Origin of the sequence: Acidovorax sp. HMWF029 (assembly GCF_003060895.1) — a bacterium.
GTDB lineage: Bacteria > Pseudomonadota > Gammaproteobacteria > Burkholderiales > Burkholderiaceae_C > Acidovorax.
In genome coordinates this window covers 1-15136 of sequence record NZ_QAIH01000007.1, presented here as the reverse complement: position 1 = coordinate 15136, position 15136 = coordinate 1, and the positions used below count along the sequence as shown (strand labels likewise).

At 65.1% G+C, this 15136-nt stretch carries 13 protein-coding genes; 9 read left to right on the top strand and 4 right to left on the bottom strand.

Annotation, left to right across the window (positions count from 1 at the left end; all coding sequences use genetic code 11):
- Positions 1-17: 17 nt before the first annotated feature.
- From DBR12_RS00595 to DBR12_RS00580, 4 genes are all read right to left on the bottom strand, one after another.
- The gene (locus DBR12_RS00595) at positions 18-2231 is read right to left on the bottom strand and encodes a TonB-dependent siderophore receptor (protein ID WP_108615476.1); all 2214 of its coding nucleotides are present in this window, start codon (positions 2229-2231) and stop codon (positions 18-20) included.
- A 183-nt stretch (positions 2232-2414) separates the two neighbouring features.
- Positions 2415-2774 carry a DUF2946 family protein gene (locus DBR12_RS00590; protein ID WP_108615475.1) on the bottom strand — a complete coding sequence of 120 codons (360 nt, stop codon included), beginning with the start codon at positions 2772-2774 and terminating at the stop codon, positions 2415-2417.
- Between the two features lie 149 nt (positions 2775-2923).
- A complete protein-coding gene (locus tag DBR12_RS00585) occupies positions 2924-4363 on the bottom strand; it encodes an aldehyde dehydrogenase family protein (RefSeq protein WP_108615474.1) in 1440 nt (479 codons plus the stop codon).
- Between the two features lie 276 nt (positions 4364-4639).
- Positions 4640-5368, bottom strand: coding sequence for a FadR/GntR family transcriptional regulator (locus DBR12_RS00580; protein WP_108615473.1), 729 nt, complete (start codon positions 5366-5368; stop codon positions 4640-4642).
- A 126-nt stretch (positions 5369-5494) separates the two neighbouring features.
- Between DBR12_RS00580 and DBR12_RS00575 the strand changes: the two genes are divergently transcribed.
- From DBR12_RS00575 to DBR12_RS00535, 9 genes are all read left to right on the top strand, one after another.
- The gene (locus DBR12_RS00575) at positions 5495-6313 is read left to right on the top strand and encodes an NAD(P)-dependent oxidoreductase (protein ID WP_108615472.1); all 819 of its coding nucleotides are present in this window, start codon (positions 5495-5497) and stop codon (positions 6311-6313) included.
- 11 nt (positions 6314-6324) lie between these two features.
- Positions 6325-7209, top strand: coding sequence for an SMP-30/gluconolactonase/LRE family protein (locus DBR12_RS00570; RefSeq protein ID WP_108615500.1), 885 nt, complete (start codon positions 6325-6327; stop codon positions 7207-7209).
- Positions 7210-7266: 57 nt separating this feature from the next.
- On the top strand, positions 7267-8244 hold the full coding sequence (locus DBR12_RS00565) for a TRAP transporter substrate-binding protein (protein WP_108615471.1): 978 nt from the start codon (positions 7267-7269) through the stop codon (positions 8242-8244).
- Positions 8245-8318: 74 nt separating this feature from the next.
- Positions 8319-8807, top strand: coding sequence for a TRAP transporter small permease (locus DBR12_RS00560; RefSeq protein ID WP_108615499.1), 489 nt, complete (start codon positions 8319-8321; stop codon positions 8805-8807).
- Positions 8808-8844: 37 nt separating this feature from the next.
- The gene (locus DBR12_RS00555; protein WP_108615470.1) at positions 8845-10128 is read left to right on the top strand and encodes a TRAP transporter large permease; all 1284 of its coding nucleotides are present in this window, start codon (positions 8845-8847) and stop codon (positions 10126-10128) included.
- A 54-nt stretch (positions 10129-10182) separates the two neighbouring features.
- On the top strand, positions 10183-11757 hold the full coding sequence (gene garD, locus DBR12_RS00550) for a galactarate dehydratase (RefSeq protein WP_369861265.1): 1575 nt from the start codon (positions 10183-10185) through the stop codon (positions 11755-11757).
- Between the two features lie 83 nt (positions 11758-11840).
- The gene (locus tag DBR12_RS00545; RefSeq protein WP_108615468.1) at positions 11841-12770 is read left to right on the top strand and encodes a DMT family transporter; all 930 of its coding nucleotides are present in this window, start codon (positions 11841-11843) and stop codon (positions 12768-12770) included.
- Positions 12771-12779: 9 nt separating this feature from the next.
- Positions 12780-13892, top strand: a complete 1113-nt coding sequence (locus DBR12_RS00540) for an aldose epimerase family protein (RefSeq protein WP_108615467.1) — start codon at positions 12780-12782, stop codon at positions 13890-13892.
- A gap of 93 nt (positions 13893-13985) precedes the next feature.
- Positions 13986-14975, top strand: coding sequence for a catalase (locus tag DBR12_RS00535; RefSeq protein ID WP_108615466.1), 990 nt, complete (start codon positions 13986-13988; stop codon positions 14973-14975).
- The last annotated feature ends 161 nt before the right edge of the window (positions 14976-15136 follow it).

Here is a 15136-nt window from a genome sequence, read left to right as displayed (position 1 = left end):
CTCCAGCCGGTGGTCGATCAGAACGTGGTGTGCAGCGTCACATCCAGCGTGCGCGGTGCCCCCAGGTACACCTGGTCGCGCGTCTCGGCCGAATAGATGCGGTCGGTGGCGTTGCGCACGCGGCCGGTGAGCGCGGTGGTCTTGTTGACCTTCCAGGCCAGGCCCAGGTCCAGCAGCGTGTACGACGGCCAGAACTTGGTATTGGCCGCATTGCCATACACCTTGCCCACATGGCGCACACCCGCGCTGGCGGTGACGGTGGGTGTGATCGCGTACGAGGCCCACAGGTTGGCCACCTGCTGCGGCACCAGTTGCGGCACATTGCCCGCGCGCGAGACGCCGCCCTGCACAAAGTTCTCATACCGTGCGCGGATCAGCGACAGATTTCCCTGCAACTGCCACTGCGGCGTGGGGCGGATGCCTGCCGACAGCTCGATGCCCTTGGACGACTGCTCGCCCACCAGCACCGTGAGGTTGGGGTTGGACGGGTCTTGCGAGGCGATGTTCTTGCGGCGGATTTCAAAGGCTGCCACTGTGGCGCTGCCCTTGCCGTCCCAGAAGTCGAACTTGCTGCCCACCTCGACCTGGCGGCCCGTGGTCAGGTCGCTGTTGTTGCGCACATCGGCGAACGAGGCCGAGGCCAGCGAGCCCGATGGTGGGTCGGCCGCGTTGGAGGCCTGTGCATACAGGTTAGCGCCGGGTGCAATGTCCCACACCACGCCCAGGCGGCCAGTGGTGGGGCTGTAGCTGCGGCTGAAGGTGGCGGGCGCGGTGGCCGTCACGGAGCGGCGATTCACCAGGTCGAGCTCGATGCGCTCGTGCCGCAGTGCGGTGATCAGATTCACGCCAGGCACCACGGCCGTGCGGTTTTCAAGGTACAGCGCAGTGTTGGTGACTTTGTTGTCCTTGTCAGGGCTCCAGATGGGAGAAATGCCGGGGATGCTGAAGAAGTTCTCGGTCGTGAAGTTGTATGGGTTGACCGTGCTCACGGTGACCGAGGGGCCCAGTGGGAAGCGCGTCTGCTTGTTCACGCTCACGTCCAGGCCAAAGGCCCAGTCGCTCTTTCTGCCTGCCAGCTGGCCCTGGTAGGTGCCCTCCAGCCGGTCGCCTAGCAACTGCTGGTCATGGCGCTGCAAAAGGGGCGACGTGCGTGTCACGGTTGTGTTGGCGGCATTGAAGGTGTAAATCTCCACGTTGCGGTAGTCGCGCAGCGCGTCGTACACGTAGAAGGTGTTCTTGAGCTGCAGCGCATCGGACACGCGCCATTGCGACACCGAGCGCAGCCACTGCACGCGGTGCTCGTACATGCCGTCGGCGCTGTTGTAGTTCTTGAACCGTGTGGCCGGGTCGATGGTCAGCGCGCCCACGGCGGGGTTCAGCACCGGCGTGCCCCAGTAGGGGCGGTCTACGTGGTCCTTCTGGTATTCGTAGGCCAGCGTGTGCGTGAAGCCGCCGCCCAGGTCTGACAGTAGGGAGGTCGCCAACTGGGTGGACTGTGTCTTGGTGCCTTCGGTCCAGCTGCCTGCGTTGCGGTGGTTGAGGTCGATGCGTGCGTAGTGCGCAGGGCCTGCAGTACCGTCTGCGCCTGCGATGCGGCGGTTCAGGCCCACGGACACTTCCTTCAGGTCGTAAGAGCCCAGGCGCAGCTGGCCTTCGGCAAAGTCGCTGCGCTCGGCCGTCTTGGTGATGTAGTTGATGGAGCCGCCCACACCGCCCGAGCCGTACAAAAAGCTCGACGCACCGCCGATGGCCTCGACGCGGTCGTAGATCCACGCATCAACAGCGCGCGTGGCACTTCCGTACTGCGGGTTGATGCCGTTGTAGAGCTGCGCCACCGAGTTGCTGGTGAAGCCCCGGTACTGCGCGGCCATGGAGCCTGGCGCGTTGTGCGCCACCACACCGGGCACGGCGCGCAGGATTTCCTGCGTGTCCTGCGCGCCGCGCGCGTCGATGGTGGCGCGGTCCACCACGGTCACAGAGGCCGGGTTCTCGCGTGCTGTCAGGCCCAGGCGGCTGCCGGTGTCCACGGGGGTGTCGAGGCTGAGCTTGCCGTTGGGGGATGCTGCGGCATCCACCACATCCACGGCCTTGAGCGTGGGGTCTGTGGTGGTCTGAGCGTGGGCTGCCATCGAGGCCAGCGTACAGGTGGCGAGCACGCCCAGGCACAGGGGGGAAAGAGGCAGGCGCGGGAAAGCCGCAGCGCTGCGCGAAGAAGAGGAGATACGGGACATGAAAACGCTCTTGCCTTGAAACGACAGTGCAGTTGCCTTGCGTGCGTCGATACAACACGCAAGGCGGCACTGTCTGGAAACCAACAGGAAACGAAAGCGCAGCACCCGCCCACCAGGTCCGGGCGCTGCGAAGGCTTGGAGCCTGTTCACGATCCCCTGCGAGATCGCAAGCAGACTCTTAGTTCAAGAGCGTGTTGGTGGCCCGCGCGCCGGCAGTGGCGCTGCGGTGGCGGCCGCGATACGTGCCGCCTCGATGGGCTGCAGCGCATGGGCCAGGGGATGGGTGGTGAGTGTGGCAGCCACCGGCGCGGGTGGCGGGGCGCTGGGGGTGGAGCACAAGGGGCAGTCCATGCCCATGGCGCCCATCTCCACCGTGCCGTCGTCGGTCTGCACCAGCAGCTTGATGGTGCCAGCGCCCGAGCAGATCACCTCAAAGGATTGCGGGTGCACCAGCGGCGACGCAATCGCCACCCCCATCGACGCCACGAACCATGCGAGCACCCACAGGCGCAGCGCAGCAAAGGTTCGTTGGGAGGCAATCATGGGGCGCGATGATAGCCGCCCACGGCATCCGCACAGGGGCTGGCCAATCGATTGATTCAAAAATGATAGCGGCTAGCGCTTTGTGGATAGGCGGAAGCGGCCATTTTTACTAAGAATCGTGCGGCGCGGGAGGCTGCAGTTGTACGGGGTCATGCCTGCGTATACGCCGTCTTCACCGTGGTGTAGAACTCCGCCGCATACCGCCCTTGCTCGCGCGGGCCGTAGCTGCTGCTCTTGCGGCCGCCAAATGGCACGTGGTAGTCCACGCCCGCCGTAGGCAGGTTCACCATCACCATGCCCGCTTGCGCGTGGCGCTTGAAGTGGGTGGCGTGCTTGAGGCTGGTGGTGGCGATGCCGCTGGCCAGGCCGAAGGGCGTGTCGTTGGCCAGGGCCAGCGCTTCGTCGTAGTTCTTGGCGCGCAGCACGCTAACCACGGGGCCGAAGATCTCTTCGCGGTTGATGCGCATGCCGGGCGTGGTTTCTGTGAAGAGGGCGGGGCGCAGGTAAAAGCCCGGCGCACCGTCGCCGTTCTTCTCCAGCGCTTCGCCGCCGTAGGCGAGTTTGGCGCCTTCCTGCTGGCCGATGGCGATGTACTCCAGGTCTTGCGCAAGCTGGCGGTCGTCCACCACAGGGCCGATGTCGGTACCCGCCTTGCGGGCGTCATCCACCTTCAGGGTCTTCATCTTCTCGACCATGGCAGCCACGAAGCGGTCGTGTATGCCTTCGGTCACGATCACGCGGCTGCTGGCGGTGCAGCGCTGGCCGGTGGAGAAGAAGCCACTATTGATGGCCGCGCCCACGGCCACGTTCAGGTCTGCGTCGTCCAGCACCACAAACGGGTTCTTGCCGCCCATCTCCAGCTGCACCTTGGCGCCGCGTGGCACGCAGGCGGCCGCCACGCGCTGGCCCGTGCCGACGGAGCCGGTGAAGCTCACGCCTGCAATGCGCTCGTCTTCCAGCAGCACGGCACCCACGTCCGATCCCCGGCCCATCACCAGGTTGAACACACCGGCTGGAAGACCCGCGCGGTGCAGGATGTCGGCCAGCGCCCAGGCGGAGCCGGGCACCACCTCTGCGGGCTTGAAGACCACGGTGTTGCCGTAGGCCAGTGCGGGCGCGATCTTCCAGGCCGGGATGGCGATGGGGAAGTTCCATGGTGTGATGATGCCGATCACGCCCAGCGGCTCACGCGTGATCTCAATGCCCACGCCAGGGCGTACCGAGGGCAGCACCTCGCCGCCAGGGCGCAGCGCTTCGCCTGCAAAGAACTTGAAGATGGCGGCGGCGCGGCCGACTTCGCCAATCGCTTCGGGCAGCGTCTTGCCTTCTTCGCGGGCCAGCAGGTCGCCGAGCTCGGCCTTGCGGGCAATGATTTCGTTGCCCACGGCGTCGAGGATGTCAAAGCGCTGCTGTGGGGTGGACAGGCTCCAGGCCGGGAAGGCTGCATGTGCCGCAGCCACGGCGTCCAGCGCCTGTTCGCGGCTGGCCACGGCGTAGTCGCCGATGACGTCGCGCGTGTCGGAGGGGTTGGTGTTCTGGTAGGTGCGGACGCCGTCGGTCCAGGCGCCGCCAATCAGGTTTGCATGCATGGCTGTAGTGATGTGGTGGTTGTAGAAAGTCGAATCCAAGCCCCCGCGCCGTAGAACATGGGGCAAATACAACCCAACGCCGCAGTTGCTTGGCGTTGGGCGGTGGCTGCACGCCGTGCGGAGACTGGTGTGGGTTTTGTTGTATGTCATCGTACAACATGATGCAAACTTTGGATATTGAGGGTAACTACGCATGGGCCCAGGGCAAGCCTGCGCAGGCTGTGCGGGAGAACGCTTGCTGCGCAGGGGCGTGTGGCCGCCGAGCGGTGCCTGCCGTTAACTGGCCTCTGCCTGTGCACGCCGTCGGCGTTCACGGCTGTTGGCCAGGTGGGTGCGCATGGCGGCGCGGGCAGCATCCGGGTCCTGGCCGACGATGGCGTCGTAGATGCTTTCGTGCTCGCCGTTGACGCGCCGAAGGTATTGCCGTCGCTCTTCGTTGGCTGAATCCATGGCGGCCAGGCGCGCACGCGGGATGATCATGCTGCCCAGCGTGCCCATCAACTCGGCGAAGTGGCTGTTTTGCGTGGCACGGGCAATCTCCAGGTGGAACTGGAAGTCGGATGCCACGGCGTCGCGCCCTGCGTCCACGGCGGCGGCCACCGCGTCCAGCGCCTCGCGCATGGCTTTGAGGTTGGCATCGGTGCGGCGCTGAGCGGCCAGTGCGGCGGCCTCGGTTTCGACGCCGATGCGCAGTTCCAGCACCGCAATCACATCGCGCAGGGTGCTGAACTGGTCGGGCGTGATCTTGAAGCCGGGTGCCTGGCCCAGCCCCAGCACAAAGGTGCCAATGCCGTGCCGCGTTTCCACCAGGCCGGAGGCCTGCAGCTTGGAGATCGCCTCGCGCACCACGGTGCGGCTGACGCTGAACTCGGCCATGATCGCCGCCTCGGTGGGCAGCTTGTCGCCCAGGGCCAGGCGGCCGTCCCGGATGCGGTCTCCGAGGGACTCCACCAGCTCCAGGGCCAGGGTGCGGGGCTTGCGGCGAAGGGCGATGTCTGTGGTCATTTGTTGGTGTTATCCCTATGGGGCGCCGGGGGCAGAAGCAGTACATTGCAGTTCGTTGTACGACAACTGATGACGTTCACCGAATGTGTTGCCACTGTACCAAGAACCTCTGCCTTTGTAACCGCTATGCCTTGCCACCCGACGCCCCTCCGCTTTCAACGCCTGCTGCTGACCGGAGCTGCCGGAGGCCTGGGTCAGGAGCTGCGCACGCGGCTGAAGGCCTACTGCACGACCTTGCGCCTGTCGGACATCGCCAACCTGGGCGATGAGGGCGCAGGAGAGGAATTGCGCCCCGCGCGCCTGGAAGATGCTGGCGCCGTGCTCAGCCTGCTGGAGGGGGTGGATGCCGTGGTGCACCTCGGGGGCGTGTCCACCGAACAGCCCTGGGAGCCGATCCTGCAGGCGAACATCGTCGGCGTCTACAACCTGTACGAAGCGGCGCGCAAGCAGGGCGTCAAGCGGGTGGTGTTTGCCAGCTCCAACCATGTCACGGGTTTTTATCGCCAGGACGAAGTCGTGGGCCTGCGCGACCCGGCGCGCCCCGACGGGCTCTACGGCGTCTCCAAGGCGTTTGGCGAAGACCTCTCGCGTTTTTATTTTGACCGCTATGGCATCGAAACCGTGTGCCTGCGCATTGGCTCATCCTTCCCTGAGCCGCGCAACCGCCGCATGCTGGCCACCTGGATGAGCTACGACGACCTGGAGCGCCTGGTGGTCGCCAGCCTCACCGCCCCCGTGGTAGGCCACAGCATCATTTATGGCATGGGCGACAACACCACCACCTGGTGGGACAACACGCTCGCTCGCCACATCGGCTACCGCCCGCAAGACAGTTCGGAGCCGTTTCGCGCCAAGGTCGAAGCCGCCGATCCAGTGCCTGACATGACCGACCCAGCCGTGATTTACCAGGGTGGGCCGTTTGTGCGCACCGGCCCGTTCGAGTGATGGAGGCACGCATGGATCTGCTGTTGCCCGGCCACCGAGACCAGGTGGGCGAAAGCCCGGTGTGGAGCCCCGCCGAGCAGGCGCTCTACTGGGTGGACATCGAAGGCCGCAAGCTGCACCGCTGGACCTATGCTGACCAGCAGGTGCAAAGCTGGGACACCGAAGAGCGGCCCGCCTGCATCGCGTTGCATGCGACGGGAGGGCTCATCGCGGGCATGGAAACTGGCGTGTTCCACCTGCAGCCACAGCCCGGTGGCCTGCTGTCTGCCACGCTGCTTGCAGGTGTGGATCACCCCCAGCCCGGCATGCGCTTCAACGACGGCCGCTGCGACCGGCAGGGCCGCTTCTGGGCGGGCACCATGGTGCGCGACATGTCGCTGGCACAGGCCGCAGGCCGCCTGCATCGCCTGGATGCAGAGCGCGGCCTGTCGGCGCCGCAGGTGCAGGGCCTGGTCACGCAGAACGGCTTGGGCTTCAGCCCCGACGGCAAGACCATGTACCTGAGCGACAGCCACCCCAGCGTGCAGCAGATCTGGCAGTTGCCGCTGCACGACGATGGGTCCCTGGGCGAACGCGCGCTGTTTGTAGACATGCGCTCGCTGCCCGGCCGGCCCGACGGCGGCGCTGTGGATGCCGACGGTTGCTACTGGATCTGCGGCAACGACGCTGGCGTGGTGCATCGCTTTACCCCCGACGGCCGCCTGGACCGGTCCATCGACGTGCCCACCAGCAAGCCCTCGATGTGCAGCTTCGGCGGCCCGGGGCTGGACGTGCTGTTCGTCACCTCCATCCGTCCTGGTCAGCCCAAGGGCGACGACGTGGCGCTAGGCGGCGCCATTTTTGCCACTCGGCCTGGTGTGGCGGGGCTGCCAGAAACATCCTATCGGAGCGCCTGAGGACCACAGACCTCAGGACTCTGCCCGTTCACAACACATTCAACCCAGGAGACAACCATGAAAATCCCCCATCTTTTTGGCCGCGTTGCATTGGCTGCCAGCGTTCTGCTCGGAAGCTTGGCTGCACAGGCTACGGAGTTCCGCTCGTCGGACATCCACCCTGAGGACTACCCCACTGTGCTGGCCGTGCGCCACATGGGCGAAACGTTGTCCAAGGCCACCGGCGGCAAGCACAGCATCCGGGTCTACGCCAAGGGGTCGCTGGGCATCGAGAAGGACACCATCGAGCAGACCAAGCTGGGGGCAATCGCCATGACGCGCGTGAACGTCGCGCCCATGAACAACATCTGCCCTGCCACCATGGTGCCCACCATGCCCTTCTTGTTCCGCGACAAGGAACACATGCGCAAGGTGCTCGATGGCGCCATTGGCGACGAGATCCTGAAGGACTGCGAATCGCAAGGCTTCGTGGGCCTGGCGTTTTACGACTCTGGCGCGCGTTCGATCTACACCGTCAAGAAGCCCGTCAAGACCCTGGCCGACGTCAAGGGCCTGAAGGTGCGCGTGCAGCAGAGCGACCTGTGGGTGTCCCTGCTCGAAGCCATGGGGGCCAACGCGACCCCCATGCCGTTCGGCGAGGTCTACACCGCGCTCAAGACGGGCCTGGTGGATGCCGCCGAAAACAACTACCCCAGCTACGAAAGCTCGCGCCATTTCGAAGTGGCCAAGTACTTCAACAAGACCGAGCACTCGATGGCGCCCGAGATCCTGCTGTTCAGCAAGCGCGTGTGGGATACGCTGAGTGCAGATGACCAGAAGGCTATCCGTGCGGCAGCCAAGGAGTCTGTGGGCTTCATGCGCAAGATCTGGGACGAACGGGAAGAGAAGTCTCTGGCCACCGTCAAGGCGGGTGGCGCGCAGATCGTGGAGATCGACAAAGTCGCCTTCAAGGCCGCCATGAAGCCTGTGTATGACAAGTTCCTGAAAGATCCCAAGCTGCAGGACATGGTCAAACGCATCGACGCGGTGCAGTAACCAGCCTGGGCTTGCCTGCCGCAGGGCCATGTGCTCTGCGGCAAGTTCATCTTTCTGTTCTTTGAATGTTCTTTATGTATACGCGTCTTTGCGCCTTCATCGCGCGCACCTGTCTTCAGCTGGGCGTGGCGGGGCTGGTGCTTCTGGTCTGTGCCGTCCTGTACCAGGTCGTGGGCCGCTACATCTTCAACGACACGCCCACGTGGGCGGAAAGCGGTGCAGTGCTGCTGGTGCTGTACGTGACCATGCTGGGCATGGCTGTGGGGGTGCGCGATGCAGGCCATATCGGACTGGAGTCCTTCCTTGTGCTGGCGCCTGACTGGCTGCGACACAAGTTGGAAATCGTGATCCACGTGCTGGTGCTGATCTTCGGTGTTGTCATGGCCTGGAACTGCGGCGTGCTGGCCGAGTCCGTGGCGCCCTACAAGATTCCCACGCTCGGTATTTCTGAAGCGTTCAAGTACGTTCCCCCCGCGCTCGCTGGCGTGCTGGTGGCGATGTTCTCGCTGGAGCACATCATCGCCCTGGTCCGCGGCACAGAGGTCGAGCCCGCCTGGCACTGATCCCCTTTTCTCCCTGAGAACCACCTGAGATTCCATCATGGCGTTGACCATTCTGTGCGTGACTTTCACGCTCTTACTTCTGCTGGGCGTGCCCGTCGCCTTTTCGATCGGCCTGTCGTCGCTCGCCACCATCCTGTACGAAGGCCTGCCGCTGGCCGTGGGCTTCCAGCAAATGATTTCGGGCATGAACCCGTTCTCGTTCCTGGCGATTCCGTTCTTTATTTTTGCGGGTGAAATCATGATGTACGGCGGCATTGCCGACCGGATCGTCACTTTCGCCAAAAGCCTGGTGGGGCATGTGCGCGGCGGGCTGGGCATGAGCAACGTGGTGGCTTGCACGCTGTTTGGCGGCGTGTCGGGTTCGCCTGTGGCAGACGTGTCTGCCATGGGGGCCGTACTGATTCCCCAGATGAAGAAAGAGGGCTACCACGCGGACTACGCGGTCAACGTGACGACCCATGCATCGCTGGTGGGTGCGCTCATGCCCACCTCGCACAACCTCATCATCTTTGCGCTCGCTGCCGGCGGCAAGGTGAGCATCGCCGCTCTGATTCTTGCGGGTATCGTGCCAGCCGTTTTGCTCACCATTTGCAACCTGCTCGCAGCCTATCTGGTGGCCGTCAAGCGCGGCTACCCAGCGGGCACGTTCCCTGGCTGGGAGATTGTGTGGATCTCTTTCAGGGCCTCCCTGCCAGGGCTGGCTGTGGTCTTCATCATCATTGCCGGCATCCTCTCGGGTGCTTTCACTGCAACGGAGTCTGCAGCAGTTGCGGTGTTGTGGGCGCTGTTCCTGTCCGCGTTGGTGTACCGCCGTCTGACCAAGGACCAGTTCCTCAAGGCAGCGGCCAAGGCGGTCAAAACTACTGGCACCGTGCTGCTCCTGATCGGTATCTCGTCCATGTTCGGTTACTTGATCGGCTTGTACGGTGTGGCCGAGCTGACTGCAGAGGCGCTGCGCTCCATGAGCACCACCCCGTGGGTCATCTTCCTTTGCGTGAACTTGATTTTGTTCATTCTCGGCACGTTCCTGGACATGGCGGCAACCATCCTGATCTGCACGCCTATCTTTCTCCCGATTTGCCAGCAGTTCGGTATGACCACCGAACAGTTCGGCATCGTCATCCTGATCAACTGCGCACTGGGGCTGAATACGCCGCCGGTGGGGACCACCCAGTTCCTGGGGTGCACGATTGCAGGCATTTCCGTGGGGTCGGTCATGCGCACGATATGGCCGTTTTATGGCGCGCTCATCGCCGCCTTGATGCTGGTGACCTACGTGCCATCGTTCTCGATGTGGCTACCGAACCTGGTGCTCAAGTGAGGTGCGTGCTCATGGCTGCGCTGCGCGCGAAATGACAACGAAGTGAGCGAACCGATGCGAGAACCCCTCACCATCCGCATGCACGCGGATGACAACGTCGCCATCGTGGCCAACGACGGCGGCTTGCCCTCTGGCACTGTGCTGCCCCCGGGTGTGCCCGGCGCAGGTCTGGCCCTGCGCGACAAAGTGCCCCAGGGCCACAAGGTGGCACTGCAGGACATTGCCGAGGGCGATGTGGTGCGCCGCTACAACGTGCCCATCGGCTACGCTTTGAAGCCCATTCCCGCGGGCAGTTGGGTGCATGAGCGCCTGCTGCAGATGCCCTCGGCCCGCGCGCTGGAGGGCCTGCCCATGGCCACGGTGAAGCCGCCCGTGCTGGAGCCCCTCACGGGCTACACCTTTGAGGGCTACCGCAACGCCGATGGCTCGGTGGGCACGCGCAACATTCTGGCCATCACCACCACCGTGCAGTGCGTGGCCGGTGTGGTGGCACAGGCTGTGCGCCGCATCAAGGCCGAGCTGCTGCCCCTGTACCCACGGGTGGACGACGTGATCGGCCTGGAGCACACCTATGGCTGCGGTGTGGCCATTGATGCAGCCGACGCCATCATCCCCATTCGCACCCTGCGCAACATCAGCCTCAATCCCAATTTTGGTGGCGAGGTCATGGTGGTCAGCTTGGGCTGCGAAAAGCTCCAGCCTGATCGCCTGCTGCCTCCGGGCAGCTTCCCCATCACCGACGAGCGCGATGCCGCCCTGGGCCCCGAGACCGTGTGCCTGCAGGCCGACGAGCATGTGGGCTACATGTCCATGCTCGAGCACATCGTGCAAAGCGCGCGCCCGCACCTGGAACGCCTGAACGCCCGCCGCCGGGAGACCATCCCCGCCAGCGAGCTGGTGCTGGGCGTTCAGTGCGGTGGCAGCGATGCTTTCTCGGGCGTCACCGCCAACCCCGCCGTGGGCTTTTGCGCCGACCTGTTGGTGCGCGCGGGCGCCACCGTGATGTTCAGCGAGAACACCGAGGTGCGCGACGCCGTCGAGCAGCTCACCAGCCGCGCGGCCACGCCCGAGGTGGCCGAATCCATCGTGCGCGAGCTGGGCTGGTACGACCGCTACCTGGACCGGGGCCGCGTGGACCGTGCGGCCAACACCACGCCGGGCAACAAGGCGGGGGGCTTGTCCAACATTGCCGAAAAGGCCATGGGTTCCATCATCAAGAGCGGCACCGCACCCATTGCGCATGTGCTGGCGCCTGGCGAAAAGCTGCGGTGCGATCAGCGCGGCCTGGTGTACGCCGCCACGCCTGCCAGCGATTTCATCTGCGGCACGCTGCAGCTGGCCGCTGGCATGAACCTGCACGTCTTCACCACCGGCCGGGGCACGCCTTACGGCCTGGCCGAATGCCCGGTGGTCAAAGTGGCTACGCGCACTGATCTGGCCCGTCGCTGGCACGATTTGATGGACATCAACGCCGGCAAGATCGCCGACGGCCAGGCCACCATCGAAGACCTGGGCTGGGAGATGTTCCACCTGCTGCTCGATGTGGCCAGCGGCCGCAAGAAGACCTGGGCAGAGCAGTGGCAGCTGCACAACGCACTGGTGCTGTTCAACCCCGCACCTGTGACCTGACTCTCGCTGGGCTGCGGCCCTTTGTGTTCTCTCTTCCACAGCCCTTGCCCGCAAGGGCTGTTGTCCTTGAAAGACCGTTTCTCATGGGGCATTCCCGTTTTTCCGACCGCAAGGTCGTGGTGGCGCTGGCGTTGCTGTGCTGCCTTCTGTGGGGCAGTTCGTACCCTGCCATCAAGACCGGCTACGCCTGGTTTGGCATTGCCCGCAATGACATTCCTGCTCAGCTGGTGTTTGCAGGCTGGCGGTTTCTGGGCGCGGGGCTCATCCTGCTCGCCTGGGCTGCGGCCACGCGCAAGGCCATCTGGGGCCTGGGTTTTGGGGCAGGGCGCCAGCTGGTAGGGCTGGGCCTGGCGCAGACTACGCTGCAGTACGTGTTCTTCTACGTAGGGCTGGCGCACACCACCGGGGTCAAGGGCTCGATCATGAATGCCACGGGCACTTTTTTCAGCGTGCTGCTCGCGCACTGGGTCTATCACAACGACCGCCTGAGCCACGCCAAGCTCTGCGGCTGCCTGGTGGGCTTCGCGGGCGTCATGGTGGTGAACCTGGGGCGTGGCACGCTGGACCTGGATTTCACCCTGCTGGGCGAAGGCTTTGTGGTGATCGCGGCCTTTGTGCTGGCTGCGGCCAGCATTTACGGCAAGCAGGTGTCGCAGCGCATGGATTCGGTGGTGATGACAGGATGGCAACTGGGCATTGGCGGCGCGGCGTTGCTGGCGATTGGTTGGGGCCTGGGCGGCTCGCTCAGGGGCTTTACTTGGGGCTCCAGCGTGTTGCTGGTGTACCTGGCGCTGCTGTCGTCGGCCGCGTTTTCGCTGTGGAGCATCCTGCTCAAGCACAACCGGGTAAGCCAGGTCACGGTGTTCAACTTCACCGTGCCGATCTTCGGCGCGGCGCTGTCAGCACTCTTCTTGGGCGAGGCGCTGTGGGAGTGGAAGAACCTGCTGGCCCTGGTGCTGGTGTGTGGCGGCATTTGGCTGGTGACGCGCGACGCAGCCAGCCCCACGAAATAGACTTGGCGCATGGCATACCCACTTTCCCGCGAAGCATTCCAGCGCGACCTGCATGGCCAGCGCACCGATCTTTTCACTTTGCATGGAGCCGGTGGCCTGCAGGTGGCCGTGAGCAACTACGGCGCCCGCCTGGTGCAGGTGGCGGTGCCTGATGGGCAGAGCGGTCTGGTGGATGTGGCTTTGGGCTATGACAGCCTGCAGGGCTACCTAGACGGTCAGCTCTCCATGGGCGCATTGATCGGGCGTTGGGCCGGGCGGCTGCGTGCAGGCACGCTCACCCTGCCCGACGGCTCGCACCTGCAGCTGCCCACCAACAGCGGCCCACACCACCACCACGGTGGGCCGCGCGGCAGCCGCTTTCAGGTGTTTGCTGTGGATGATGTGCAGACAGATGCACTCACACTGAGCCACACCTTTCGCACCGAAGACGACGGCGTACCGGGCGATGTGCATGTGCTGCTGCACCTGCAGGTCACGGCCGACAACGCGCTGCACATGGCCTGGACGGCCCAGGCGCTGCGCGCGCCCACGGTGCTCAACCTCACGGGGCATGCGTTCTTCAACCTGGCAGGCCGGGGCAGCACCCATGGACACAGCCTGCAGGTGCCCGCCAGCCGCTATGTGCCACTGGCCGCCGATGTGTGCCCCACGGGCGCGCTGGCAGCTGTGCCGGGCACGCCGTTCGACTTCCGCCAGGCCCGCCGTGTGGGGGATGCCATCACAACGCCGCATGAGCAAATGGCCTTGGCCGGTGGGCTGGACCACTACCTGGTGCTCGATGAACCGGGCGCTTTCCACGCTGCCCCGGCTGCATCCGCCACCCCACCCGGCCTGCGCCTGGCGGCGCTGCTCAGCGAGCCCGTGAGCGGCCGCGCCCTGGAGGTCTGGAGCACCGCGCCCGGCGTGCAGGTGTATGCAGGCCACGGCCTCAAGGCCGACCCCGCGCGGGACCTGGGGCGTGGGGCTGGGCCGGGCGGCTGGCTCTGGCAGCCGGGTGACGGCATCTGCCTGGAGCCCATGGAGTACCCCGATGCGCCCAACCACCCCGCCTTTCCGGTGCGTTGGCTGGCACCGGGCGAGGCGGTGCAGGGGGCCATCGTGTACCGTTTCTTGAGCCTGTAGCGCAGTGGCTGCAGTGGCTGCAGTGGCTGCAGGGGGGGGCGGTTTGGGGTGTGGCGCGCTACCATGCGCGCTGGCTTTAAAACGAGGTGGCCCATGGACACACGCTACACCCCCAGCACCGGCTGGAAAGAAGTGGTGGCTCCCGACGAAGCGCAGCGCTTTGCCGGGTATGCGCGCCAGTTTGCAGATCTGCAGGCACGCAAGTCGCAAAAGTACGGCAATGGGCGGGGCCTGCACCGCAAGCAGCTCACGGCCGCCCGGGGTCGACTGAAGGTGCTGGGCGATCTGCCCGCGTTTGCGGCCCAGGGGTTGTTTGCGGAGCCCGGGTTGTACGAGGTGCTTGTGCGGCTGAGCAACGGCGGCATGGACACAGCCTCAGACCGCAAGCCGGACATCCGTGGCTTTGCCTTCAGCGTCTTGGGCGTGCGGGGCGATTCTGCTCTGGGCAACGGGCCTGCCAAAAGTCAGGATTTCCTGCTTATCAACCAGGAGAAGTTTGCCTTTCCCCAAAGTGGCGAGTTTGTGGACTTTGTGGTGGCTGCCTCGCATGGCGGTGGTGCGCTGATCAAGTTCCTGGTGCAGCGCCACGGGCTGCTGGGGGCCGCCAGGCAGATCGCAAAGACAGTCAAGACATTTGGGCGTTCCTTCGGCGGCTTCGCGTCGCACCCCCTGCACAGTGCGGCCCCCATCGCCAGCGGGCCCTATGCCGTGCGTGTGCGCCTGGTGCCCCATGCATCCAATGGTGCGCCGGTCACCCAGGTGCAGGACGACTGGAACGCAGAGTTCTCGGGCCGCCTGTGCCAGCAGGACCTGTCGTGGGACCTGCAACTGCAGCCCTTTGTGGACGAGGCCACCACCCCCATTGAGGATGCCAGCGTGGACTGGCCCACGCCCTACACCACCGTGGCCCGGCTGACCTTGCCCCGCCAAGACCCTGCAGCCGACCCCACGCTGGCCGCGCAGGTCGAGGCCGCCGTGTTCGACCCCTGGCAGGCCCTTGCGGCGCACCGCCCGCTTGGAGACGTGATGCGCGCCCGCAAGGTGGTCTACTTCGAGAGCCAGAAAGGGCGCGGGGCGGCGTAGCCTGCGGCCTTCCCCTGGTCTTGCGGGGCGCCCTTGGCGGCGCCTAAGTTTCGTCTAAGCGTGCGTGTCCACACTGCCTTTCATCGCAACTCCGATGGGAAAGGCATACCACCATGAACACGACCACGCTGACCTCTACACCCCGCCGACTCATCCTGGCC